The sequence below is a fragment of the Brevibacterium sp. LAARM2_SD2 genome (assembly GCF_057364785.1).
Map to the genome: position 1 here is coordinate 1 of NZ_JBNFOM010000002.1, position 23,118 is coordinate 23,118.

The window sequence follows — 23,118 nt, forward strand, 5'->3', positions numbered from 1 at the left end:
TGGCGGCTGCGGCCTCGGCCATGCCGGCGCCCGCGCACGGCGACGAAGCGCATGGCATCGGCGGGGGTGAGGATGCCGGCGATCTGCGCGGCGGCGATCTCACCGACGGAGTGGCCGGCGACGACGTCGGGGGTGACGCCGAGCTCGGCGGCGCAGGCGATGGCCGCGGCGACGAGCAGCGGCTGCGCGAGCGCGGTGTCCTTGATCGTCTCGTCATCGGAGGTCGTGCCGTGCGCGCGCAGGTCGATGCCCGACGCGGCGGCGAGTTCATCGATCTGTGCTGAGAAGGTCTCGAGTTCGAGGAAGGACTCGAGGAAGCCTGACTTCTGGGCGCCCTGACCTGGGCACGTGATGACTAGCACTGAGAATCTCTTTTCGTTCGACGTCGCTGTTCAATCTAACGGATGGTTGTCGGGCGTCATTGCGTTTTGTCGCCTTGCGACAATAGCCCGGCATCTGACAGTCGTCCGTACACCAATGCGATGTGGATGACGAACGCGTCCCGGGAGACCGTGGGATCGAGCCCGATCGCCTCGGTGATCTTCCGCAGCCGGTACCGGACGGTGTTGGGGTGGACGGACAGGGCCTTCGCGGTGGCTTCGAGGGAGGAGCCGAACTCGACGTAGGCGCTCACGGTCTTGAGCAGCTGGCCGGTGCCCGAGGTCAGCGGCTCGTAGTAGCGGGCGATGAGCTCGCCCAGGGCCACGGCATCGCCGGCCAGAGCCCGTTCGGGCAGGAGCTCGTCGGCCTTGACCGGGCGCGGGGAGTCGGGACGGGCGGTGGCGGCCTTGAGCGCCATGATCGCCGCCTTCGCCGAGGTGGCCGCCTCGGCGAGCGTCGGCACGCTGGGACCGACGATGACCTCGGAGGGGCCGAAGCAGTCCGAGAGGTCCTCGACCGCGGTGTCGAGGTCGCTGACTCCGCCGAGGACGATGAGGAGACGGTTGTCGTGGATGCCGACGAGGGCGTCCTCGGCCCATTTCCGGGCCTTGCGGCGGATGACCTCGATGCCCTTCTTCGCCGACCGCTGCGGGGCGCGGCCGACGAGGACGGTGACCGGTTCCTCGGACTGCCACCCGAAGGCGGCGGTGCGGCTGGCGAGTTCGTCGACGGAGTCCCCGCGCACGAGGGCGTCGACGACCATCGCCTCGAGGCGGGCGTCCCAGCTGCCGCGGGCCTCCGCAGCCCGGGCGTAGACGTCGGCCGCGGCGAACGCGATCTCGCGGGAGTAGATGAGCACGGCTTCGCGCAGCGCCGGCTGCTCGGCGGTGCGGGCGATGTCGGGCACGCGCTCCTCGACGACTTCGACGACGACCTTGAGCAGCTGGAGGGTCTGCTGGAGGCTGATGGCGCGGATGAGGTCGCGGGGAGCGGACTTGAAGATCTCGCTGACGACCCGCAGATCGGTGTCGGGCTGGCGGTACCAGTCGATGAACGAGCTGATGCCCGACTGGGCGAGGAGCCCGACCCAGGAGCGATCCGATGGTGACATCGAGCGGTACCAGGGCAGCCGGGTGTCGAGTCGCTGCAGGGTCACGGTGGAGAGGACGCCGACGCCTGCGCGCAGACGTCGACCCGTCTCCGCTCGCCGACGGAGAGTCTCAGTGTCGGAGGTCATGGACTCCAGCTTAAAGGCCTTGAGACAAAACGCTTGTGCGAAACGCACAAAAATCTGTCATCGGGGACAGAAATGGCCGGAGTCCTGTCGACTCCGGCCATCTCCGTCACTCAGCGTGTGCGGCTGCTCACCTGTTCAGGCTCACGCACCGGCACCCTCGGTCGAACCGGAGGCGCCCGCCCGCGGATCATCGAGCTGGTACTTCTTCGCCGCCTCGGCGGCCTTGTCGATCGGGATCACCCCGGTGTCGGCAAGCGAGATGAGCGCCTGGGTCGCCATCGAGGGACCGTCGACGAGGTAGTACCGGCGCGCCGCGGGACGGGTGTCCGAGATCGCGTAGCCGTCGGTGCCCAGCGACGTGAAGTGGTTGGGCACGTACTGCCGGATCTGGTCGGGCACGGCCCGCATGAAGTCCGAGGTCGCGATGACCGGACCCGAGGCGTCGAGGAGCTTCTCGGTGACGAACGGGATCCGCGGCTCGGCCTCGGGGTCGAGCAGACGCGCATCGTCGGCGGCGAGGCCGTCGCGGCGCAGCTCGGTCCACGAGGTCACCGACCACACGTCGGCGGACACGCCCCAGTCCTTCTCGAGGAGCTCCTGGGCCTCCAGCGCCCACGGCACACCGACGCCCGAGGCCATGAGCTGAACCTTCGGACCCCCGTTGTCGGGACCCTTCTTGAGCAGGTACATGCCCCGCAGCAGGCCGTCGACGTCGAGGTCCTCGGGTTCGGCCGGCTGGACCATCGGCTCGTTGTACATCGTCAGGTAGTAGAGGACGTTCGGATCACGGCCGTCATCGGGCCCGTACATCCGGTTGAGTCCGTCCTTGACGATGTGGGAGATCTCGTAGACGTAGGCCGGGTCGTAGGAGATCACCGACGGGTACGTCGAGGAGAGCAGGTGCGAGTGGCCGTCACCGTGCTGGAGTCCCTCGGCCACGAGCGTCGTGCGTCCGGCGGTGGCGCCGAGGACGAAGCCGCGGGCCATCTGGTCGCCGGCGGCCCAGAAGAAGTCACCGGTGCGCTGGAACCCGAACATCGAGTAGAAGATGTAGAACGGGATCATCGGCTCGCCGTGCGTGGCGTACGAGGTGCCGACCGCGGTCAGGGCCGCCGTCGCGCCGGCCTCGTTGATGCCGACGTGGAGGAGCTGTCCGTCCATCGCCTCCTTGTAGGCGAGGAACAGGTCCCGGTCGACGGAGATGTAGTTCTGTCCGTGCGGGTTGTAGATCTTCGCCGTCGGGAAGAACGAGTCCATGCCGAAGGTGCGGGCCTCATCGGGGATGATCGGCACGATGCGCTTGCCGAACTCCTTGTCGCGCATGAGGTCCTTGAGGACGCGGACGAAGCCCATGGTCGTCGCAATCGTCTGCTTGCCCGAGCCGCGGCGTCCGGCCTCGTAGGCCTTGTCGCCGGGCAGGGCGAGGTCGACGTACGTGCTGCGCCGTTCGGGGGAGTACCCGCCGAGGTCGGCGCGCCGCTGCTGGAGGTACTTGATCTCCGGGGCGTCGGGTCCCGGGTGGTAGTACGGAGGCAGCTTCGGGTTCTCCTCGAGCTCCTTGTCGGAGATCGGGATCTGGAAGTGATCGCGGGCGAGCTTGAGGTCGTCGATCGTCATCTTCTTCATCTGGTGCGTCGCGTTGCGCGCCTCGAAGTGCGGACCGAGCGAGTAGCCCTTGACGGTCTTGACGAGGATGACGGTGGGCTGACCGGTGTGCTCGAACGCGGCCTTGTAGGCGGCGTAGACCTTGCGGTAGTCGTGGCCGCCGCGCTTGAGCTGCCAGATCTGCTCGTCGGAGTAGTTCTCGACCATCGCCTTCGTCCGCGGATCGCGGCCGAAGAAGTTGTCGCGCACGAACCCGCCGGACTCGCCCTTGTAGGTCTGGTAGTCACCGTCGGGGGTCTCGTTCATGAGGTTGACGAGGGCGCCGTCGCGGTCCTTGGCCAGCAGCGCATCCCACTCGCGGCCCCAGACGACCTTGATGACGTTCCAGCCGGCCCCGCGGAAGTACGCTTCGAGCTCCTGGATGATCTTGCCGTTGCCGCGCACCGGTCCGTCGAGTCGCTGCAGGTTGCAGTTGATGACGAAGTTGAGGTTGTCGAGCTCCTCGTAGGCGGCGACGTGGAGCATGCCGCGGCTCTCGGGCTCGTCGAGCTCACCGTCGCCGAGGAACGCCCACGTCTGCTGCTGCGAGGTGTCCTTGATCCCCCGGTTGTGGAGGTACTTGTCGAACTGGGCCTGGGCGATCGCGTTCATCGGGCCGAGGCCCATCGAGACCGTCGGGTGCTCCCAGAAGTCCTCGAGCTGGCGCGGGTGAGGGTAGGACGGGAGGCCGGCGGGCTTGCCGTCGATGAGGTGGGACTGCTGCTGACGGAATCCGTCGAGCTCCTCCTCGGTCATCCGGCCTTCGAGGAAGGCGCGGGCGTACATGCCGGGGGAGGCGTGTCCCTGATAGAAGATGTGGTCGCCGCCGCCGGGGTGGTCCTTGCCGCGGAAGAAGTGGTTGAGACCGACTTCGTAGAGAGTCGCCGAGGAGGCGTAGGTGGAGATGTGGCCGCCGACCTCGATGCCGGGGCGTTGGGCGCGGTGGACGAGCATCGCGGCATTCCAGCGGTTCCACCGGCGGTAGCGGCGTTCGACCTCTTCGTCACCGGGGAACCAGGGTTCGTTCTCAGGTCCGATCGTGTTGACGTAGTCGGTGGCGGTGAGGCTGGGCACGCCGATCTGCTTCTGACGCGAGCGCTCGAGCATCCGCAGCATGACGTAGCGTGCGCGCGAGCGCCCGCCTTCATCGATGAGGGAGTCGAGAGAGGCCAACCACTCCTCTGTCTCCTCTGGATCGATGTCAGGCACCTGGCTTGGCAGCCCGTTGAGTATCGGTCCGCCCTGATTGCGATTGTCCACAGTGTGGTCCTCTCTTCCCTCCGCGACCTGCATTGGTGGCGAAGTCGCGTTCTGCCGATGGAATGCGGTTCGGGTGATGACACAGAGCCCAGGGTCCACCGGATTCGATTCCAGCCTAGTACGCGGCGGCCGTCTTCGCTCTGCCGTCTCCTGTGATCTGGATGACGACGACGGAATCCGCAGAACGGCCGGGAGAACGGGCGCGCCGACATTTGCCCCCGTCTGCAAATGGCGGAACAATGTGAGTATGAGCAACTCCGCTTCTGAAAGGACCTCTTCCACGTCGACCCTGCCGACCGAACTGGGACACAATCTCGGATTGGCAGCGGGGGACTATGTGCAAGAAATCGGCTACGACGACGACGTCGACCTTGATCTGTGCCAGGCGATCGAGACCATCATCGGAGAGAAGATCGCCGACGGCGACGTCGATGACGTGTTCGACGTCATCCTCATGTGGTGGAGGTCCGATGACGACGACCTCATCGACGGGCTCGTCGACGCTCAGGTCACCCTCAAGGACGGAGGGGTCGTGTGGCTGCTCACTCCCAAGGCCAACCGACCCGGCCACATCACCCCGGCAGAGATCTCCGAAGCGGCGCCGACCGCCGGCATGCACGTCACCTCGACCGTGTCCGCGGCCGAGGACTGGGCAGGCTTCCGCCTCGTCGGCAAGAAGAACTACTCGTGAGCGCGGGCCGTCCATGATTCCCGGGCCCGGTGACCGGGCTCCCGACTTCTCCGTGACCGATCAGTTCGGCCGGACCATCACCCTCGCCGAGGCGACCGGCAGCTCCGTGGTCATCCTCGCGTTCCTGCCCTATGCGTTCTCCCCGGTGTGCGGCGACGAGATCCGGGCCCTGCAGGACGTCCAGGACGACGCCGATGCGGCAGGCGATGACCTCACCGTCATCGCGATCACCGCGGATGCGAAGTACACGCTGGCGGCGTGGGGCGTCGAACGCGGCGTGAATCTCTCGATCGGCTCGGACTTCTGGCCCCACGGTGCCGTGGCGCGCGCCTACGGCGTCTTCGACGAGGACCACGGGGTCGCCGAGCGCGGTGTGTTCGTCATCACGAAAGCCGGTACGATCGAAAGCGGCCGCCAGGTCGCACGCACCGAGACCCGGGACTTCGCGATCGAGGCCCGCATCGCCGCCGGCATCGCCTGACCCACCGGCAGCCCGGCGACCGCATCACACCGGGCCGCGCAGCAGCGGCCCTCGACCGAGGAGGACCGCCATGGCCACGATCTTCACGAAGATCATCAACGGAGAGATCCCCGGAGCATTCGTCTACGAGGACGACCGGTGCGTCGCGTTCCTCGACGTCTCCCCGCTCACCGAGGGACATGCGATGGTCGTCCCGCGCGAGGAGATCTCCGCGTGGACGGACCTCGACGACGACCTCCTCGATCACCTCATGAATGTCGCGAAGCGGATCGGCCGTGCTCAGGAGGCCGCGTTCGAGTGCGAGCGGATCGGGATGATGATCGTCGGCTACGAGGTGCCCCACGTCCACATCCATGTGTGGCCGACGACGTCGATGGCCGATTTCGACATCTCCGACCGGGCCCCGATGCAGGGCGCGCAGACGCTGGAAGGGCCCGCCGAGAAGATTCGGCAGGCCCTGTCCCAGCAGTCCTGAGCGTTGCGGGCGCTGAGCTCTTTCGGAGCTCAGCGCACTCAGCACGCGGTGAGCGTCAGTTCGCGTCGAGGTAGGACACGAGCGCGGCGCGGACGAACTCCGCACCCTGCTCACCGCCGTAGTTCGCGGCGAACCGCGGATCGGCGACGTACATCTCCGCGAGTCCCCGCACGTAGCCGTCGGTGTCGCCGGCGGGGTCGGCGGCCGGGGTTCCCGGCACCGAGGTCAGCCACTCGATGTGACGGCGGGACAGATCCCGCGCTTCGGACGAATCGGGGTCAACCCCCGCCTCGGCGGCAGTTGCCCAGTCCGCGGCCAGTCTGCGGGCATCGTCCTGCCAGGACCGGCGCTCGTCGTCGTTCATTCCCGTCCACCATTTCTCCGAGGTCTCGTAGGCGGCATCGCCCCAGCGCTGCCGCACCTCGTCTTCGTGCTCTCGATGGTCGAAGCCATCGAACATCTCTTCCGCCATGAGCGGTTCACCTGCTTTCAGTCGTGTCATCGTCGCGGTGACGGCGGCGATCTGCCGCTCCAGGCGCGCTCGCTCGCGTCCGAGCTCGCGCACATGGTCCTCGAGGGCCGTGATCGGATCCGCGGTGGTCTCGAGCACCTCCGCGATCCGACCCAGCGGCAGGCCCAGCTCCCGCAGGAGGAGAATCCTCTGCAGGCGGACGAGGGCGTCCTCGTCGTAGTGTCGGCTGCCACCGGCGGCCCTCGACGACGGAGACAGCAGGCCGATCGCGTCGTAGTGACGCAGAGTCCGGCTCGTCGTGCCCGTCAGTCGCGCTGTTTCCTGTATGGACCAGTCCATGGAAACCAGCGTAGAAGTTGACGTCGCGTCAATGTCAACACCCATTGACGCGCGACAGCGGCGTTTGAGGTCACAGAACCGAGGGAGAGGAGCGATTTCGGCTCCAGCACCTCAGGTCTGTGACCACAAACGGCCTGCTCACGCGGCCGCGCGGACGGCGTCGAGGGCGGTGAAGAGGTCCTCGGCGAGGTCGTCGACGTGTTCGAGGCCGACGGAGAGGCGCACGAGCCCGTCACCCGGCTTCGCCTCGGAGGCGACGGGACGGTGGGTCAGCGACGCAGGGTGTTGGATGAGGGTGTCGGCGCCGCCGAGGGAGACGGCGTGGACGACGAGGCGGCAGTTCTCGACGAAGGTGCGGGCCGCCTCGAAGCCGCCGGCGATGTCGAGGGCGATCATCGCGCCGGGCCCGGCCATCTGGCGGCCGAGCAGACCGTGCGGATCCTGGCCCTCGAGCCCGGGGTAGTGGACCGCGGCGATCGCCGGATGGGCGCTGAGGCGCTCGGCCAGCTGCGTCGCAGTGGCCTGAGCCGCGCGCATCCGCACCCCGAGCGTGCGCAGTCCGCGATGGAGGAGGTAGGCGCCCATCGGGTGGAGCAGGGCACCGGTGATCGCGCGGACCTGACGCAGCCGGGTCGCCCACGCGGAGTTCGTCGCGATGATCCCGCCCATCGCATCGCCGTGCCCGCCGATGTACTTCGTCGCACTGTGGAGGACGAGGACGGCGCCGTGCCGGATCGGGCGCTGGAGGACGGGTGTGGAGAAGGTGTTGTCGACGAGGACGGGAACATCGCCCGCCGCCGCGACGACGGCATCGAGGTCGACGAGGTCGAGGCTCGGGTTCGCCGGGGTCTCGACGATGACGAGTCCGGTGTCGTCCCGCACCGCCGAGGCGATCCCCTCCGGCGTCGTCCACGTCACCGTGGTGCCGAGCAGGCCGGAGTCGAGCAGATGGTCGCTGCCGCCGTAGAGCGGACGGACCGCGACGATGTGCGGGGTGCCGGCGCTGACCGCGGCGAGCAGCGCCGCCGTCAGGGCCGCCATGCCGGTGGCGAAGGCAACGGCCTCCTCGGCGTGTTCGAGGTCGGCGAGGGCGTCTTCGAAGCGGGCGACGCCGGGCTGCCACAGGCGCTGGTAGACGGCGGAATCGCTCTCGCGCAGGGGATGGCCGGTGGCGAGCCATTCGTACGATTCGCCGCCGGTGTCGATGTCGCCGACCGGGTTCGTCGTCGAGAGATCGATCGCGGGGACGTGGACGCCCGCCTCGGTGAGGCCGTCCATGCCGCCGTGGACCATGCGGGTTTCGGGGTGAAGGGGTGATTCGGGGTGGAGAGAGGTCATGGCGGAATTCAATCGGGTTTCTCTCAACGACTGCAAGGAATCATCAAGAATCTTCTGCATTCGACCCTGTTCCGGCAGGATCCTTGACGAAGTCGCCGGTGACGTGACGCGCACCGCAGATTCTGCCGCCGGTGCTCCGCGCCGTCGAGCACCGACGCGGTGCGGCTGAGAGGAGTCTCCATAAGGTCGTCGAGTCTTGACCGGGCCGGCTCTTGTCCCTAAGCTCATTGAACATAATCATTATGTTTAATATCACATGATGACCCAACTCAAGGAGCAGTTGCCCCATGGTTGATGTCGATGTCATTCAGGTCGGATTCGGTCCCGTCGGACAGGTGCACGCGGCGCTGTTGGGGGCCAAGGGCCACACGGTCGCTGCCTTCGACAAGTGGCCCGGCACCTACCCGCTGCCGCGCGCCGGACATCTCGATCATGAGATCATGCGGATCCTCCAGGGCATCGGCGCGACGGACGCGTTCCGCCTGCAGGCCATTCCGATTCCCGACTACGACTGGGTGAATGCGGCGGGGGAGCTGCTCCTGCGGATCGATTGGAATGCGCCGACGCCCTCGGGATGGAAGTCGGACTACCTCTTCTATCAGCCGGAGCTCGAGGAGGCCGTGCTCGACGCGGTCGGCAGGCATCCCAGTGTCACGGTCGAGCTCGGGTGGGAGGCGACCGAGGTGGCCAATCACCCCGACCATGTCGAGGTGCGCCTGCGCGAAGTCGAGAAGACCGAGGCGGGACTGACCCCCACCGGCAAGGAGAAGACGGTGACAGCGCGGTACCTCATCGGGGCCGACGGCGCGAACTCCCTCGTCCGCCGGCAGGTGGGCATCGAATGGGAGGACCTCGGCTTCGAGGAGGACTGGCTCGTCACCGACATCGAACCCCACGATCGCGACATGGTCATCGACATGCCCGACGCCGGTCAGATCTGCGACCCGGAGCGCCCGGTGTCCCTCTTCCGTTGGCTCGGTCGGCACACCGCGCGGTGGGAGTTCATGCTGCTCGACGGTGAGAGTGCCGAGGAGATGGCGACGGAGGAGAGGATCTGGTCCCTGTTGTCGCGGTGGGGGCTGAGTGCGGACAACGCGACGATCGTGCGGAAGAAGGTCTACGGCTTCCGCTCGCTCATCGCCTCGACGTTCCGCCGGGATCGCACGCTGCTCATCGGCGATTCCGCTCATCTCATGCCGCCGTTCATGGGGCAGGGGCTGTCCTCGGGCCTCCGCGACGCCGTCAATCTCGCGTGGAAGCTCGACCTCGTGCTCTCCGGGAGCGCGGCCGAGGGTCTCCTCGACGCGTACACCGTCGAACGGCGCCCTCATGCCCGGGCCTACATCGAGGCCTCGATGGCGCTCGGTCGGGTGGTCTGCATGAAGGATCCTGAGGAGGTCGCGGCCCGTGATGCCGCGTTCCTCGCCGGAGACGTCCCGCCGCCGGTCCTGCCGTGGCTCTACGAGGGCGTCCTCGACGGCGGTGAGAGCACCGAGGTGGTCGGACGCCTCGGTCTCCAGGCCAGGGTGGAGGCACGGGGCCGGGACGGTCTGGCCGACGACGTCATCGGCACGGGGTGGACGCTGCTGTCCTCCCGGGGTGACTATCTCGACGACCTGACCGCGGAGCAGAGGGCGATCATCGATGCCCTGGGCATGGTCCACGCGCATGTCAGCCGGGCCGAGCTCGATTCGGAGCACAGCGTCGTCGACGTCGACGCCGACTACTCGCGCTGGTTCCGCGACATCGGCGCACCGATCGTCGTCGTGCGCCCCGACTACTACGTCTTCGGTCATGCCGCCGACTCCGCGGAGCTCGGCGCGCTCCTCGACCGCCTCGCCGAGCGGGCCTCACTCACCGTGTCCCCGGCAGCGACCGCCGTCCCGGAGAAAGCCGCCGCACAGGGCTGAGCGGCAGCCGTCACCGGGCACAGTGTCCGCGAGGAGCATCGACGGGCTGGGAGCGGGCGCCCCTGAGTGCGTAGACTCTCCGAGACGGATCAGTTGAGGGGAGCGGGCACCGTGTCGCAGAAGATCGAACTCGATGACATCGACCGGCATCTGCTCTCGGCCCTGAGTGAGAATGCTCGTGCCTCGGGGGCAGCTCTGGCCGCCGAGGTCGGGATCTCGGAGTCGACGGTGTCGCTGCGGCTCAAGCGCCTGCGCTCGAGCGGGGTGATCCGCGGCTACAGCGTCGACATCGACACCTCGGCGCTCGGGATTCCGCTCCAGGCGCTCATCTCGATCCGGCTCGCCCAGCACGACCGGGCGCAGATCGATGCCTTCACCGCTGCTGCGCCGAAGTTCCCCGGCGTCGTGCGGATGTATCACATGGCCGGCGCTGACGACTATCTCCTCCACATCGTCGCCCCCGACACCGAGGCGGTCCAGGCCTTCGTCCTCGACTACCTCACCCGCTACCCGGCGGTCGCCCATACGCGGACGAACCTCATCTATCGGGTCGAGGACGGCACGGACTGGCTGCCGGAGAGCTGAGCACGCGACGTGGGCTGACAGGGGCGACCGTCTCGGCGATAATCGATCCATGGCCGAACAGAAGACGAAGCCGACCGACGCCGATGTCCACGCCTTCATCGCTGCCGCGACCCCGGCGAAGCGCCGTGTCGACGGTCAGCGGCTCGAGGAGATCTTCACCGAGGTGACCGGGGTGAAACCGGTGATGTGGGGGCCGTCGATGGTCGGCTACGGCGAGTATCACTACCGGTCACCGGTCAATCCACGCAATCACGGGGTGTGGCCGAAGACCGCGTTCTCCCCGCGGAAGGCACAGCTGTCGCTCTACGGACTCAAGGACCTACCGGGCGGTGCGGCTCTGCTGCCGAAGCTCGGGACGTACACGGAAGGGGCCGGGTGCGTGTATGTGAAGAAGCTCGAAGACATCGACGAGGCGGTCCTCCGGCAGCTCATCGCGATCGCCTTTGCCCGTGAGGACGACCCTGAACCGCAGCGGTGAGGGTTCTGCCCGGCACCCGGTGGCTCTCAGGTCCTTAGCGGTGGCCGTGATCCGATGCTCAGTCCCGGTTTGCGCTGGTGGACGGAGAAGTAGCTGAGGCCGTCGGGGCCGGCGATGAATCGGCGGGTCGAACGGCGGGGGAGCCAGACGATGAGACCGGGGGCGAGGTCGAGGGTGTCAGCGTCCGTCTCGAGGGTTCCCGAACCGGAGAGGACATGGATGAGGACGTCGAGGTCAGGGCCGTTGTGAGCGCGGATCTCGTCATCGGCCGGCAGAGTGATGATGTTCGCGTCGAGATCCCGCTCAGGTGGGGTCAGCCGCCATGCGGAACCGGACACTCGCGGTGGAACCTCGAGTTCGGAGATGTCGGCGACGATCTGGGGAGTGGGCATGGGAACCACTCTAGAACGAAAGAATCTCGGGGCATCGCGCGTGCGATGCCCCGAGATTTCACTTGGTCGGGATAGCGGGATTTGAACCCACGACCTCCTCGTCCCGAACGAGGCGCGCTACCAACCTGCGCCATATCCCGTGACCAGCAACTACTATAGCCAGGGGATCGCGCATTTGAGAAATCGAGCGCGGGGAATGTCGAAAAGTGAAAGGTACGTCTCATTGGCGCTGAGTGCTGAGAGCATCACGATGACCGCACTCGACGTGCTCTCACGCTACGGATTGGGCGATCTGTCGATGCGTCGCCTCGCCCGTGAGCTCGACGTTCAGCCCTCCGCGCTCTACTGGCATGTGAAGAACAAGCAGGACCTCCTCGTGCTCATCGCGAAGAAGATGGGCGCCGAGGTGAACAGCCGCGCCCCGGTCACCGCGGACCCGCTCGTCACCGTTCTTGCGTTGCGCGATGTGCTGCTGCGGTTCCGCGACGGCGCGGAAATCTTCATGCTCGGCTACTCGCTCGCCCCGGACGACGTCACCCCGGTGGGGCTCACCCCGGCACGGCTCGGGGCGACCACCTCGGCGGCGGTGCTGTCGTTCGCCCTCGGTGCGGTTGCGATCGAACAGAACCGCGCCCTCTTCGACGTCGCGGACGCGGGTGCTGGGGAGCGCTTCGCTGAGGTGGTCGCCGGGATCCTGCGGCAACAGGACTGACCCGGGTGGGGCCGACCCCGGCGTCAGCGGTTTCGGCAGCGGGTCGGGGATATGACATACTGAACACGCGCGTTTGGGGCCTATAGCTCAGTTGGCTAGAGCATCTCGTTTACACCGAGAGGGTCGGGGGTTCGAGTCCCTCTGGGCCCACGGCTGACCTGACCAGTTGGCGAGCCCCGCGGAGGTAGATCTCCCGGTGATCCAGGCTGAGGATGTCATCGCGGATCGAGGCTGTCAGTGGATATCGGGCAGGATCGGCAGACAGTGCACCCGAGAACCATGCGCGTCGTTCATTCTTGCTCGCAGGCAGCGGAGCCGAGAGGCTGGCTGCACCGGAAAGCACATATGCGCCGAATGTGGAGTAGTTCTCAGCTAGCGCTTGTCCACTCAACCCGGCTCTGTGGAAGCATTCGAGAATGAGTTCGATACTGTCGAGCTCTCCTGGGCCTTGCGTCGTCAGCGTTGTGGCCGTTGCCGCAATTGACGGGTACTCCTGAAACGTGTCGAGAGTGATCTCAGCGAACTCGACGAGTCGATCTTCCCACCGGTCCAGGTCGACCGTCACCTTCGAGCATGCGAGCTGAAACAGGCGATCAAGAAGCGCGCGCATGAGCACTTCCTTGTTCGGGAAATGCCGGTAAACGGCCGTCGGATCGACGCCGACCTCTTTTCCGAGCGCTCTGTTCGTCACGGTAGTGGTCTCGGGGCGGGCAGCCATGCGCAGTCCGGCGTCGATGAATGCTTCCTTGTCCAGAGTGGGTTTGGCACCAGACTTGGCCGGGGTTCTGCTCGTCATGGGATTCGACTCCGTTCATAGGTCGGCGGCATCAGAACCGCCCGTGAGATCCGAGATCATCGTACAATCATGCACCTCTGTCATCGGCGTTGACACCGACAATGACGCATCAGTATTGTGGCACTGACGCTGGTTTCCGACGAAGGACGGTCATGACCCCCACTGCTGATGTCGTCTTCCATAATGGCGCCGTCTTCACCGGGTCCGGTGCCCCACTTCGCGATCGGGCGGTGGTCGTCACGGACGGCGTAATCCGCGATATCATCCCCAACGCCCGCATGGCGGCGTACGTCGGTGAATCGACCATAGTGGTCGATCTGGAGGGCGGTCTCCTCTCGCCCGGCTTCCAGGACGCACACATCCACCCGGTGCAGGGCGGAGTCGAAATGCTGCAATGCGACCTCACGGACACTCGCAGTGCCGCTGAGGCCATTGACCGCATTGCCTCGTATGCCGACGCGCATCCGGATGAGCCATGGATCGTTGGTGGCGGATGGTCGATGGGTCATTTTCCGGGTGGAGCCCCATCCGCGCTGCTCATCGACGACGTGATCGCTGATCGTCCGGTTGCCCTCAACAGCCGGGATCATCATTCTCTCTGGGTCAATTCTGCGGCGCTGTCCCTGGCCGGGATCGGCCCGGACTCTCCCGACCCCGCTGACGGTGTCATCGAAAGGCTTCCGAATGGTGCACCGACCGGTACTCTCCACGAAGGCGCACTCCGACTCGTCGAGGCGCATCTTCCGGCCGTGTCCGCAGAAAAGCTCACCGCGGGCCTGCTCGCGGCACAGACTCGGCTCATCGCGCTTGGCATCACCGGCTGGCAAGACGCCCTCATCGGCGATTACGCGGGCTTTCCCGATACCCGGGTCGCTTATGAGCGTGCAATTGCCGATGGCACACTTCGAGTCCGGGTGCGTGGTGCCCAATGGTGGCAACGTGACCGAGGGCTCGAGCAGCTCGACAACCTCATCCGCGGTCGCGCCGATGCCGCTGCGCTTGGTCGCGCTGACCGTTACAGTCTCGGCACCGTGAAGATCATGGTCGATGGCATTGCGGAGAACTTCACGGCGGCGATGCGCGAACCGTACCGCGATGCCTGCGGCAGAGATACGCACAATCGCGGCAAGAGCTTCATCTCATCAGAGAGACTGGCGGAGTACGCTATCGCTCTCGACCGGGCCGGTTTCCAGATCCACTTCCATGCACTCGGGGATCGAGCTGTGCATGACGCACTCAACGCCCTCGCGGCTGCGCGGACGGTCAACGGGCCGACAGACCTGCGCCATCATCTTGCGCATCTTCAGGTCGTCGCCCCTGGTGACGTCTCACGCTTCGCTGGGCTCGGCGCTGTCGCAAACATCCAAGCTCTGTGGGCCTGCCATGGGGATCAGATCGACAAACTCACGCTTCCGTACATGCCTGAGAGCGCGCAGAAGAGGCAGTATCCCTTCGGGGATCTCGTCAGGAGCGAAACGCCGCTCGCCGCCGGCAGTGACTGGCCGGTCTCGTCAGCTGACCCGATCGCCGCGGCCCATGTCGCTGTGAACCGGGCGGTGCCCGGATCCGATCGTCCGCCCTTGGGTGGAGATGAGCAGCGGCTCGAACTCGCTGACTTCTTCGCTGCCTGCACCTCAGGTGCAGCGCGCGTCAATCACTGGGAGTCCCGGACGGGAACGATCAGGCGAGGATACGACGCCGACCTCATCACAATCAGTCCCAACCCCTTTGACGTCGCTGAGGCTTCCATCGACGAGAGCCGCGTAACCTCGACATGGATCCGCGGTGAACGAGTCTACTCGACCGCCTAGGTTGGCTCTCACGACTATCCGAGTGGTTGAGACGCTCAGCATCTGATCGCGGAGGCGACGGGCATCGCGGCGAAGTCGTTCTGCTCGTCGAATTGCCGGCACCGACCGAATCGGTGCCGGCAATACGATTCATCATGAGTTCAACTGTCGGTGGTGATCCGTCGGCTGGACCATAGCCGCGGAACGAACCGGAGGATGATGAGATAGACGACGCCAGCTGCAATCGCTGCGGGCACTGCCGCGGCGATCACGCCCAGGTCGACGGGCGGAACATAGGTGAATGGATCGAGGAGTGCCAGATACGTTCCCATTCCGACTATGAGTCCCACGATTCCTGCGGGATTGATCCCCGCGAAATACCAGTAGGATCCTGAGCCGTTCACTGAGTAGAGCGCGCGGATATCAAGCTCCTGCCGGCGCACGAGGAAGAAGTCGACGATCTGCATTCCGCAGATCGGGCCGAGCAGGATTCCCGCCAAGGTGATGAATGCGCCGTAGTTCGCCATATAGGCGTCGGCAAAGAACACAGCGATGACCAGCACGGGGAGCATGACAACGGCAACTGCGACCGACCACGGGACCCGGCGGTCGATTGTCGGTATCTGCTTGAGCCCGAGAGCCGCGGAGTAGGCTCCAACCATGATCGTTCCGACGTTGGCCAGGGCGAGGAACGAGAGCGCGACGACGCCGAAGACGGGGCCGCCGATCTCAATGAGATAGCCGGTCGGATCACCGCCAGACTCCGGCACCACCAGGGCTGCGATCAGGCCGATGATGAGGACGAGGGACATCATCACGCCCAGGCCGAGCACGCTGGGCACGATGGCTGCTCGTGTGGTGCGGGCGTTCCTCGTCAGGCCCCCGACATAGGGCCACCACGACAGTCCTCCGGCGATTCCCAGTTCGACGGTGAGCATGAAGTTGCTGCCGTTGTCCGGCAGCGGCGCGAGCGCGCCGGCACTGAGAATGCCGTCAATGCCGAAGCGGATGATGAGCATGATGCCGATCCAAACTGCGAGGATGAGCACGGTGACAGCAACGACCGGTCCCGCCCAGCGCAGTGTGGCTGTGCCTTTTCGAAGAAGCAAGAACACGACAAGAGCGCTGCCGACGGCGACGATCATGGCGGTCGGGCCGATCATCGTCTCCGTCAGCCATCCCATCTCAGCGAGCGCCAGAGCTGAGGCGTCAGCGAGTGCGATCGTCAGTACGGCATTCCACCCGATGAGGATGAGCAGGGTGAGTACGACAGTAAGAACGGAACCGCGCGATCCGAACATAGGTCTGGTCGAACGCACGGCCTCGACCCCATACCGGCCTGCTGCGGGAAGCGCTGCAAGGAGCACCATGAATACCCCGATCAGCGTGCCTGCTGTGACGGCCAGGGCCCCTTGTGTGGCGCCGAGGTAAGCTGCGACGAAACCTCCGCTGATGAAGCACCACGTCGCCACTGCTGCGGAGGAGGTGTTACCGAAGATCGCCAGCGGTCCCCATGTCTTCTCCGCACGCGTGACGGGAAGGCTGCTTTCGAATTCGCCGGTGAGCGGTCGTGCCTGGACACTCACGATCCCGCTCCCCATCCGATCACGATGAGCACGATGGGGAGCGCCACAGTGAGCATGGCGAGCAGAAGCAGGTCCCCGGGTGAGAATCGTCTATCGAGTCCGTGTGACGATTCAAGTGATCTCAGTCTGTCTTCGAGCTCGGTGTCAGTGGCCATCATTGCCCTCCTGAAATAGTGTGTTCTGTTGTTGGACCCTGCAGGTCAGCGCTTCATCGCGCCGAGACGTCGCTGTGAAAAGAGTGAACGGCCGAGGCTGCGAACCGGGTGATGTGGTGGGCTGTGCGAATACCGGCGCATGGACTCAAGCCTCGTCCGCGCCTGCAAAGTCGAGTCCTGGCGGCGGGCGAGTGAAGCCTCGTGTGAGCACCGCCAAGAACCCGCCCCCGAGGCCCAACCACGCCAATCCGATGAGTATCGCCAACGACCCCAGATTCAACAGCAGGTAAACGTCGACGATGATGCCGAGGACTGGGAGCGCGACGAACCCGATCACAGATCTGCGTTTGAATCCGATCCGGTGTCGCCACCAGAGGGCGATGACGCAGGCATTGGCGACCGCGAACGCCAGGAAAGCCCCGAAATTGATGAGCGACGTCGCGTCGCCCACGGTGAGCAGCTGCCCCGCGAGTCCGATGGCGGCAATGAGGACGAGATTGAATACGGGGGTGCGGAACCGATTGTGGAGTCTGCCGAAGACTCGCTTCGGAAAGACCCCGTCTCGCCCCATGACGAAGAGCAGTCGACTGCCACTAGCCTGGACGGCCAAGCACGAGGCGACTCCGCCCACGAGGAGAGTGGAGTTGATGATTCCGGCGAAGATCGGGCCACCGATGAGAGTGAGGACTTCGTATCCTGCCGTTTCCGGGTCGGCGAAGTCGAGACTCGGATGCGCCCATTGCATGACGAAGGAGGTCGCTACGAAGATCACCCCTCCGGTGAGGACGACGAGCACGATCCCGCGGGGGACTGTCGTCGTGGGGTTCTTCACCTCCTCGCTCAACGTGCTCACTGCGTCGAATCCGAGGAAGGAATAGGCGGCTACCGCCGCTCCAGCAGCGATCGCGGAGATGGTTGCGGATTCCGGCCAGGCAGCAGGTCCGACTGGATTGCCGTTTCCGGAGGCGAATGCGATGCCGAACCCGATAAGAGTGAGGACCCCGCCCATGACGATGAGAAGCAGAACGCGATTGAAGCGGTCTGCCAGTTTGAGGCCGATGATGTTGATGAGGGTGCAGGTTGCGATGATGAGCACACCCCAGATCCACGTCGGCAGGACGGGAAACTGAGCGCCGAAGTAGAGGGCCGTGATCAGCCACGCAACCATTGGAAGAAAGAGATAGTCGAGGAGGATCGTCCATCCGGAAAGGAAGCCGATATGACTGCCGAGAGTGCGGCGAGCATAGGTGTAGACCGATCCGGACGCCGGGTAGGCGCGCGCGAGTTTGCCATAGCTCAGCGCCGTGAGCACCATGGCGCCAGTGGCAAAGACGTACGCCATTGCGGTGGCGCCCTGTGACAGTGTGGCGATCACTCCGAATGTGGCGATGACCACTGAAGGGGCCATGTAGGAAATGCCGAAGACGACGATGCCGACCAGATTGAGCTGGGGGATCAAACTCTTGGCTGTCGTGGTGTGGGTCATTGCCGACCCGCCAAGCTCGTGGTCGCAGTCGACCCCTGGGCATCATCGCGGAACTCCGTTGCAGGCGTGTTTCGCGTGTTAGTCGAACTCAGAGACAGATCCGGCCACCAGTCGTCGGCAGTGGTCAGACCGAGTTCTGCCTCGACGGCTGCTCCGATTCGGAAGACCATGGGATCGTCGAACGTGCGCCCGACGATCTGGACGCCGGTGGGGACTCCGTTGGGGGCGCGACCCGAAGGAACGGCGAGGACGGGCACGCGTCCGACGATGTTGAAAGGCAGGGTCATCAGCTGAGAGAAGACGTCGGCCGAGTCAGTGCATGTCGCATCTGCGGCCATCCCTGTATTTGTGACGGTGGGGCAGACGAGCGCATCGAAAGTCTCGAATAGGTTGCCTAGTGGTCGATAGAAGGTCGATTCCTCCACAAGACCGACGGCGTAGCTCCCCGCTCGCGAAGCGGCGTTGATGAAGGCTCGTGTATAGGGCATGAGACTCTCTGCCGAACTGTCGCGCCCGATCGACTCGATGAAGGGGCCCATGATTCCGCCGAAGTGCTTCCACGCGATGTCGAGGACCCTGCCAGGGGTCCATGGCAGATCGACTTCTTCGACGCTGGCTCCAGCGTTCTCCAGCGCCAGTGCGAACTGCTCTGTGCGCGTGACCACAATGGGGTCCGGATCATAACCGCCGAGGTCGAAGCTCAGTGCGATCCTCACCCCGTTCAAAGTGCCGACATCGCCGGAGACACTGACTCGGGGACGCAGGGACGCGGGGTCGCCAGCCCACGGGCCTGCGATGATGTTCTGCAACAGGGCGACGTCGGCCACGCTGCGACCCATCGGGCCGTCGGCGCAATAGGTGTCGGCGTTGAATGGAGCAAGGCCTGGCACACGTGCGAAGGGCGGTTTGAAGCCGACCACACCGCAGTACGAGGCGGGGATCCGGATCGAACCGCCGATGTCCGAGCCGGTTGCCAATACCGTTGACCCCGAGGCCAGGGCCGCCCCAGAACCTCCCGACGAACCGCCGGGAGTCATTTCCGGATTATGGGGATTTCTCGTGATGCCCCAGAGGCGAGTGTGCGTCACTGGGGCGCAACAGAACTCGGGCGTTGTCGTCCGGCCATGGACAACGGCGCCGGCAGTGATGATGCGATCGACGATGGGGTGGGTCACCTCGGCGACATTGCCCTTCTCAAGTAGTGATCCTTCCTCACTGAGATAGCCCGTGATCGGCTGCTCTTCCTTGAGCATGAGCGGAACACCGTCGAGGGGTCGCGGCGTCTTGTCCTGATAGCGCTTCTCAGATTCCCGTGCGGCTCGGTACGCAGCCTCGAGCATCTGTTCGGTGACTGAGTTGACAAGAGGCTCGGTCTCGCGAGTGCGTGCCACGACGGCATCGAGCAGCTCGACAGGCGAGAGCCGTTGCGTTCGGAACAGCCGGATTGCCTCTGTGGCGGTGATATGGGGGAGGTTCATGGTCGTTCTCCTGCTCGGTGGGTGGGTGAGGATGTCTGCGAGCCCATCTCAGGGATGATCACTCAGGACCGCCTGCGCCGCCGCGATGCCCGAATCCCGCGACGTGTGAACAGTCGACACGTGACGATTCCGGCCCAGTAGAGCCGGGAATCAATCGGTGCGTGCAGGCCGTCGCGTCGGGAGAACGGTCCCGGATACGCGCCACGCGCGAATCGATCTTTTGACCAGTCCTTCGTCACCGAGGCGACCGGTTGCAGATCGGGCACTCCGGTGGAGACGCGAATGCTCTCGAGAGCGAGTGCCATCCGTTCGACTTCGGGCAGGTCGAGCAGCTCCTGCGCCTTTCCGCCGGTCATCCATGACACAACGATCTCCCCGGGGAAGTCAGGCGTGCCAGCGGACGCATTCCACAGACTGGGCGGGTTGACCGAGAACGTCGCCAGCACATCCCAGTCGGGTGCCTGAGAATGCGAAGGGGGGAGAACTGGTCGCTCGAACTCGAAGATTCCTTTGAAGACCGAAAGGTAGCTGATCTCGTCAATAGCGACTCGACGATCCCCCGGCAGCGGCGGATCGAAGACGATGTCGTCGGTTTGGAGCACGCCACCTGGGACGGCGAGAACGACGGCGCGGGCCTTGAATTCTCTACTCCCGGCAACGACGGTGACTCGGCTGCTTCGGTAGTTCACCTGAGCTACCGGGTGATCGAGCAGAAGGGAAATGTCGCGAGAAAGCGGCTCAAGTATCTGGTTGTAGCCGCCGATGACCCGGTAGTCGCCGGATTCGTCCGGTGGGATTGGTCCATTGCGATCCTGGAGGTCGAGTGCTTCGAGCACTGTGTAGTACACCGGGTCGGCGGGGGCGATATCGAACTGCTCGCTGTCGACTTCGAGTGCGGCGACAGTGATCGGATAATTGTCCGCTGAGATGCCGACCCTTTTCAGCCACATCAGCGCCGTTTCACCTGAGCGGGGTGCGGGCAGTCCTTGCGGATATGTGGGTGCACCGAGCGGGAAACGAAACGTGTCGAATGTGTTCGACCGGATCCACGGCGTGTCTGGAGAGAGTCTGCCGGCAATGGCCGCCTGGCGATGCGTCGTCAGCCCAGCGGAGTGGATGAGATCCCAGGTCGAGACGTCTGGGCCGTGAACGAGCTCGGCGCCGCGCTCGACCGGTACGGACATCGATGACGCATCGGTGAAGAGTCGACCGCCGATCCTTGAACGGGCTTCGAGGATGAGCACGAGTTTGCCTGCGTCCGCGAGGTCCCGCGCAGCTCCGAGCCCGGCGGGACCAGCGCCGACAACGATGACGTCCCACATTCGGTTCTCAGATATGTCCGGTTCAGCTGCTGCTGATTCGGGGCGGGAGAGAACTGCAGCGGTCCCGGCGGCACCGAGACCGAGCAGGCCACGGCGGGAGACACGCCTGGTGGACGTGGTTGCTGCAGTCATCGGGTGCACCCTTCACATCGTTGTTGTGTGCGTCACACACACTATGGCGAGTCAGCGTTGCTGTCAACACTGGTGACACAATCGATTACTGCTTCGCTGACGGCGCTTTCGAAGCGCGCGGACGCCTGACAAAGAGAGGAGTGCCTCTGGTCTCCGCATACAATCAAGGCGTGAACGCCCCCTCCTCAGACGGCCGACCCAGCCGACGCCCCAGCAGGCAGCAGCTCATGAGCTCCCCAGGGTTGCGCGCACTCAGTCTCATCGTCGGACCCCTGGCCGTCCTCGCGCTCTACTTCACGGTTCCCCTGGCCAGCTCCGAAATGGGTGCGATCGAACGCCTGCTCGCGACCGCGGCGGCGCTGTCGGTCCTCGCCTTCGCCCTGCTGCGCCTGCGCCGCACGGACACCAATCTGCCGCTCCTCGTCCTCTCCTTCGTCCTCGTCGCGGCGACCTTCTCCGCGGTCTTCTTCGTCGTCGCGACGAACAATCCCGCCGAGTTCGACGGCATCGACACCCGCGTCGACGCCCTCTACTTCACGCTGACGACGATGACGACGACCGGCTACGGTGACATCGTCGCCACCGGTCAGCTCTCGCGCATCCTCGTCTCCGCGGTCTTCGTCTTCGACCTCGTTTTCCTCGGACTCTTCGCCAGTGAACTCTCGCGCATCGTCAGCCGACGGCAGGCCGGTCCGGCGGACCACCCGTGAAGGCGCGCTTCGCCGGCGTCACCCCACGCCTGACGCTGCTGGCCATCGTCTACGGCGGCATCGCAGGACTCGTCGCGGCGCTGACCTTCAGCGGCATGACCGCCCTCCAGAACCTCGTCTGGGGAGCCGGCGGTGAACTCTTCAGTGATGCGACGACCCAGATCCTCGTGACCATCCTCGCCGGTGGTGCCCTGCTCATCCTCATCGACCGAGCCGCCCCGACCGAGGATCTCCAGACTCTGCTCAATCAGTCCGGTGACCCCGACGGACTGCCTCGGCGCGCCGTGCTCACCACGGCCTTCGCCGCGATCGTCGCGGTCGCCTTCGGCGGTGCCATCGGACCCGAAGCCGGCATCGTCGCCGTCGTCGCGCAGCTCTCGACGATCGTCGCCCACCTCATCGGCGAAGACGTCGCCATGCGCCGCACGATCGGCCAGGCCGGCAGCGCCGGCGCCCTCGGTGGCTTCTACGGGTCCCCACCGGGCGCGGCCGCGATCGACGGCGACCAGCTCGGTCCGCAGAAGGTCCTCCAGTTCGGCGCGGCCTTCGCCGGGTTCTTCGTCTTTCTCGCCGTCATGAGGGCGATGCCCGAGGGCAGCGGTGCACGCATCTCCCTGCCACCGGTCGACGTCGCCTACTTCAGCCCGTGGCTGCTCGCCGTCGCCGGCATCGCGGCAGCCGCCGGCCTGGCCTTCCGCGCCCTCCACCATCTGCTCGAGGTCGCAGCGCAGCGCATCCGTCGCACGTGGGCGACGATCGCCATCGGCACGATCCTCTTCGCCGTCCTCGCTGTCCTCGTCCCCCTGGTCCGCTTCTCCGGCCATCATGAACTGCACGACCTCCAGGTGCTCACCGACTCCGGAGCCTGGCCGACGCTGCTCCTCGTCGCAGCAGCGAAGATCGTCGCGCTGTCGCTCTGCCTCGTCAGCGGATGGCGGGGAGGGGAGTTCTTCCCGCTGATCTTCATCGGTTCGGCCATCGGCGCCGCCGCTGCCGTCCTCATCCCGGGTCTCGCCGTCGGAGCGGCCATGGCGACGGGAATGGCGGCAACAACCGCCGTCGGATGGCGTCGCCCTCTGGCCGTCCTCCTCATCCTCGTCCTCCTCGTCGACACCCCGGTCGCATTGCCGCTCGTCGTCGGGGCGGGCATCGCCTACCTCGTCGCCCTCCTCATCCCCGGCAGCGGTGATGCCGCAGACGACAGCGAATCACCGCCTCCCGAGGCCGCGCGCTAGCCACTGTCGCCGGCGATGAGAACGCCCGGCGAC

Annotated in this window: 21 protein-coding genes and 2 tRNA genes; 11 read left to right on the forward strand and 12 right to left on the reverse strand. The window is 65.5% G+C overall.

Annotated elements, in window-relative coordinates:
• The 3 genes from AC2W7K_RS01280 to aceE form a co-directional block, all read right to left on the reverse strand.
• The coding region (locus AC2W7K_RS01280) for an acyltransferase domain-containing protein (protein ID WP_486005679.1) at positions 1-362 on the reverse strand (362 nt) is incomplete at its 3' end.
• A gap of 56 nt (positions 363-418) precedes the next feature.
• Entirely contained in the window at positions 419-1,618 is a 1,200-nt protein-coding gene (locus tag AC2W7K_RS01285) for a PucR family transcriptional regulator (RefSeq protein WP_198498697.1), read from the reverse strand.
• A gap of 141 nt (positions 1,619-1,759) precedes the next feature.
• Positions 1,760-4,555 (reverse strand): pyruvate dehydrogenase (acetyl-transferring), homodimeric type, encoded by a 2,796-nt coding sequence (aceE, locus tag AC2W7K_RS01290; protein ID WP_232623588.1) that lies wholly within the window; start codon positions 4,553-4,555, stop codon positions 1,760-1,762.
• Between the two features lie 214 nt (positions 4,556-4,769).
• Here aceE and AC2W7K_RS01295 point away from each other — a divergent pair, with 214 nt between their 5' ends.
• From AC2W7K_RS01295 to AC2W7K_RS01305, 3 genes are all read left to right on the forward strand, one after another.
• Complete coding sequence (locus AC2W7K_RS01295; protein ID WP_232623589.1) at positions 4,770-5,213, forward strand: DUF3052 domain-containing protein; 444 nt, start codon at positions 4,770-4,772, stop codon at positions 5,211-5,213.
• A gap of 13 nt (positions 5,214-5,226) precedes the next feature.
• Positions 5,227-5,694, forward strand: coding sequence for a redoxin domain-containing protein (locus tag AC2W7K_RS01300; protein ID WP_198498699.1), 468 nt, complete (start codon positions 5,227-5,229; stop codon positions 5,692-5,694).
• 70 nt (positions 5,695-5,764) lie between these two features.
• Positions 5,765-6,169, forward strand: a complete 405-nt coding sequence (locus AC2W7K_RS01305) for an HIT family protein (protein WP_198498700.1) — start codon at positions 5,765-5,767, stop codon at positions 6,167-6,169.
• A 55-nt stretch (positions 6,170-6,224) separates the two neighbouring features.
• Here the strand turns inward: AC2W7K_RS01305 and AC2W7K_RS01310 are convergent, their stop codons facing one another.
• Positions 6,225-6,980 (reverse strand): MerR family transcriptional regulator, encoded by a 756-nt coding sequence (locus tag AC2W7K_RS01310; RefSeq protein ID WP_198498701.1) that lies wholly within the window; start codon positions 6,978-6,980, stop codon positions 6,225-6,227.
• Between the two features lie 138 nt (positions 6,981-7,118).
• On the reverse strand, positions 7,119-8,318 hold the full coding sequence (locus tag AC2W7K_RS01315; protein WP_198498702.1) for a trans-sulfuration enzyme family protein: 1,200 nt from the start codon (positions 8,316-8,318) through the stop codon (positions 7,119-7,121).
• A gap of 287 nt (positions 8,319-8,605) precedes the next feature.
• On the opposite strand from AC2W7K_RS01315, the gene mhpA reads away from it, so the two are divergent.
• The 3 genes from mhpA to AC2W7K_RS01330 all read left to right on the forward strand — a co-directional run bounded on the left by mhpA (position 8,606) and on the right by AC2W7K_RS01330 (position 11,291).
• A complete protein-coding gene (gene mhpA / locus AC2W7K_RS01320) occupies positions 8,606-10,228 on the forward strand; it encodes a bifunctional 3-(3-hydroxy-phenyl)propionate/3-hydroxycinnamic acid hydroxylase MhpA (RefSeq protein WP_198498703.1) in 1,623 nt (540 codons plus the stop codon).
• 111 nt (positions 10,229-10,339) lie between these two features.
• Entirely contained in the window at positions 10,340-10,813 is a 474-nt protein-coding gene (locus AC2W7K_RS01325) for an Lrp/AsnC family transcriptional regulator (RefSeq protein WP_198498704.1), read from the forward strand.
• Between the two features lie 49 nt (positions 10,814-10,862).
• Entirely contained in the window at positions 10,863-11,291 is a 429-nt protein-coding gene (locus tag AC2W7K_RS01330) for a DUF1801 domain-containing protein (RefSeq protein WP_198498705.1), read from the forward strand.
• Between the two features lie 26 nt (positions 11,292-11,317).
• Here the strand turns inward: AC2W7K_RS01330 and AC2W7K_RS01335 are convergent, their stop codons facing one another.
• Positions 11,318-11,683: a cupin domain-containing protein gene (locus AC2W7K_RS01335; RefSeq protein WP_198498706.1), complete on the reverse strand. Its 366-nt coding sequence runs from the start codon at positions 11,681-11,683 to the stop codon at positions 11,318-11,320.
• Positions 11,684-11,746: 63 nt separating this feature from the next.
• A tRNA-Pro gene (locus AC2W7K_RS01340) sits at positions 11,747-11,823 on the reverse strand.
• Between the two features lie 110 nt (positions 11,824-11,933).
• Here AC2W7K_RS01340 and AC2W7K_RS01345 point away from each other — a divergent pair.
• On the forward strand, positions 11,934-12,395 hold the full coding sequence (locus tag AC2W7K_RS01345; RefSeq protein ID WP_232623591.1) for a TetR family transcriptional regulator: 462 nt from the start codon (positions 11,934-11,936) through the stop codon (positions 12,393-12,395).
• Between the two features lie 76 nt (positions 12,396-12,471).
• Positions 12,472-12,545 (forward strand) — tRNA-Val (locus AC2W7K_RS01350).
• Here the strand turns inward: AC2W7K_RS01350 and AC2W7K_RS01355 are convergent.
• Entirely contained in the window at positions 12,505-13,191 is a 687-nt protein-coding gene (locus tag AC2W7K_RS01355) for a TetR/AcrR family transcriptional regulator (RefSeq protein ID WP_376872352.1), read from the reverse strand. The two genes, AC2W7K_RS01350 and AC2W7K_RS01355, sit on opposite strands and share 41 nt — an antisense overlap.
• A 152-nt stretch (positions 13,192-13,343) precedes the next feature.
• Here AC2W7K_RS01355 and AC2W7K_RS01360 point away from each other — a divergent pair, with 152 nt between their 5' ends.
• Positions 13,344-15,002, forward strand: a complete 1,659-nt coding sequence (locus tag AC2W7K_RS01360; RefSeq protein ID WP_198498708.1) for an amidohydrolase — start codon at positions 13,344-13,346, stop codon at positions 15,000-15,002.
• A gap of 140 nt (positions 15,003-15,142) precedes the next feature.
• Here AC2W7K_RS01360 and AC2W7K_RS01365 read toward each other — a convergent pair whose 3' ends face one another.
• The 4 genes from AC2W7K_RS01365 to AC2W7K_RS01380 form a co-directional block, all read right to left on the reverse strand.
• Positions 15,143-16,567 carry a cytosine permease gene (locus AC2W7K_RS01365; RefSeq protein ID WP_486005680.1) on the reverse strand — a complete coding sequence of 475 codons (1,425 nt, stop codon included), beginning with the start codon at positions 16,565-16,567 and terminating at the stop codon, positions 15,143-15,145.
• Positions 16,568-16,867: 300 nt separating this feature from the next.
• On the reverse strand, positions 16,868-18,208 hold the full coding sequence (locus AC2W7K_RS01370) for an APC family permease (protein WP_486005681.1): 1,341 nt from the start codon (positions 18,206-18,208) through the stop codon (positions 16,868-16,870).
• Positions 18,205-19,686 (reverse strand): amidase, encoded by a 1,482-nt coding sequence (locus tag AC2W7K_RS01375; RefSeq protein ID WP_198498711.1) that lies wholly within the window; start codon positions 19,684-19,686, stop codon positions 18,205-18,207. The genes AC2W7K_RS01370 and AC2W7K_RS01375 overlap by 4 nt, the downstream gene beginning before the upstream one ends.
• 62 nt (positions 19,687-19,748) lie before the next feature.
• Positions 19,749-21,008, reverse strand: a complete 1,260-nt coding sequence (locus tag AC2W7K_RS01380; protein ID WP_344258178.1) for a flavin monoamine oxidase family protein — start codon at positions 21,006-21,008, stop codon at positions 19,749-19,751.
• A 374-nt stretch (positions 21,009-21,382) separates the two neighbouring features.
• Here AC2W7K_RS01380 and AC2W7K_RS01385 point away from each other — a divergent pair, with 374 nt between their 5' ends.
• Positions 21,383-21,850 carry an ion channel gene (locus tag AC2W7K_RS01385; protein ID WP_198498713.1) on the forward strand — a complete coding sequence of 156 codons (468 nt, stop codon included), beginning with the start codon at positions 21,383-21,385 and terminating at the stop codon, positions 21,848-21,850.
• Positions 21,847-23,085 (forward strand): chloride channel protein, encoded by a 1,239-nt coding sequence (locus AC2W7K_RS01390; protein ID WP_198498714.1) that lies wholly within the window; start codon positions 21,847-21,849, stop codon positions 23,083-23,085. Before AC2W7K_RS01385 ends, AC2W7K_RS01390 begins: the two co-directional genes overlap by 4 nt.
• Positions 23,086-23,118: the final 33 nt, after the last annotated feature.

Excerpts from the sequence above, each read along its gene's own strand:
- AC2W7K_RS01285 (WP_198498697.1), bottom strand. The coding sequence starts at position 1,618 with ATGACCTCCGACACTGAGACTCTCCGTCGGCGAGCGGAGACGGGTCGA.
- aceE (WP_232623588.1), bottom strand. The coding sequence starts at position 4,555 with ATGCAGGTCGCGGAGGGAAGAGAGGACCACACTGTGGACAATCGCAAT.
- AC2W7K_RS01295 (WP_232623589.1), top strand. The coding sequence starts at position 4,770 with ATGAGCAACTCCGCTTCTGAAAGGACCTCTTCCACGTCGACCCTGCCG.
- AC2W7K_RS01300 (WP_198498699.1), top strand. The coding sequence starts at position 5,227 with ATGATTCCCGGGCCCGGTGACCGGGCTCCCGACTTCTCCGTGACCGAT.
- AC2W7K_RS01305 (WP_198498700.1), top strand. The coding sequence starts at position 5,765 with ATGGCCACGATCTTCACGAAGATCATCAACGGAGAGATCCCCGGAGCA.
- AC2W7K_RS01310 (WP_198498701.1), bottom strand. The coding sequence starts at position 6,980 with ATGGACTGGTCCATACAGGAAACAGCGCGACTGACGGGCACGACGAGC.
- AC2W7K_RS01315 (WP_198498702.1), bottom strand. The coding sequence starts at position 8,318 with ATGACCTCTCTCCACCCCGAATCACCCCTTCACCCCGAAACCCGCATG.
- mhpA (WP_198498703.1), top strand. The coding sequence starts at position 8,606 with ATGGTTGATGTCGATGTCATTCAGGTCGGATTCGGTCCCGTCGGACAG.
- AC2W7K_RS01330 (WP_198498705.1), top strand. The coding sequence starts at position 10,863 with ATGGCCGAACAGAAGACGAAGCCGACCGACGCCGATGTCCACGCCTTC.
- AC2W7K_RS01335 (WP_198498706.1), bottom strand. The coding sequence starts at position 11,683 with ATGCCCACTCCCCAGATCGTCGCCGACATCTCCGAACTCGAGGTTCCA.
- AC2W7K_RS01345 (WP_232623591.1), top strand. The coding sequence starts at position 11,934 with ATGACCGCACTCGACGTGCTCTCACGCTACGGATTGGGCGATCTGTCG.
- AC2W7K_RS01355 (WP_376872352.1), bottom strand. The coding sequence starts at position 13,191 with ATGACGAGCAGAACCCCGGCCAAGTCTGGTGCCAAACCCACTCTGGAC.
- AC2W7K_RS01360 (WP_198498708.1), top strand. The coding sequence starts at position 13,344 with ATGACCCCCACTGCTGATGTCGTCTTCCATAATGGCGCCGTCTTCACC.
- AC2W7K_RS01370 (WP_486005681.1), bottom strand. The coding sequence starts at position 18,208 with ATGACCCACACCACGACAGCCAAGAGTTTGATCCCCCAGCTCAATCTG.
- AC2W7K_RS01375 (WP_198498711.1), bottom strand. The coding sequence starts at position 19,686 with ATGAACCTCCCCCATATCACCGCCACAGAGGCAATCCGGCTGTTCCGA.
- AC2W7K_RS01380 (WP_344258178.1), bottom strand. The coding sequence starts at position 21,008 with ATGTGGGACGTCATCGTTGTCGGCGCTGGTCCCGCCGGGCTCGGAGCT.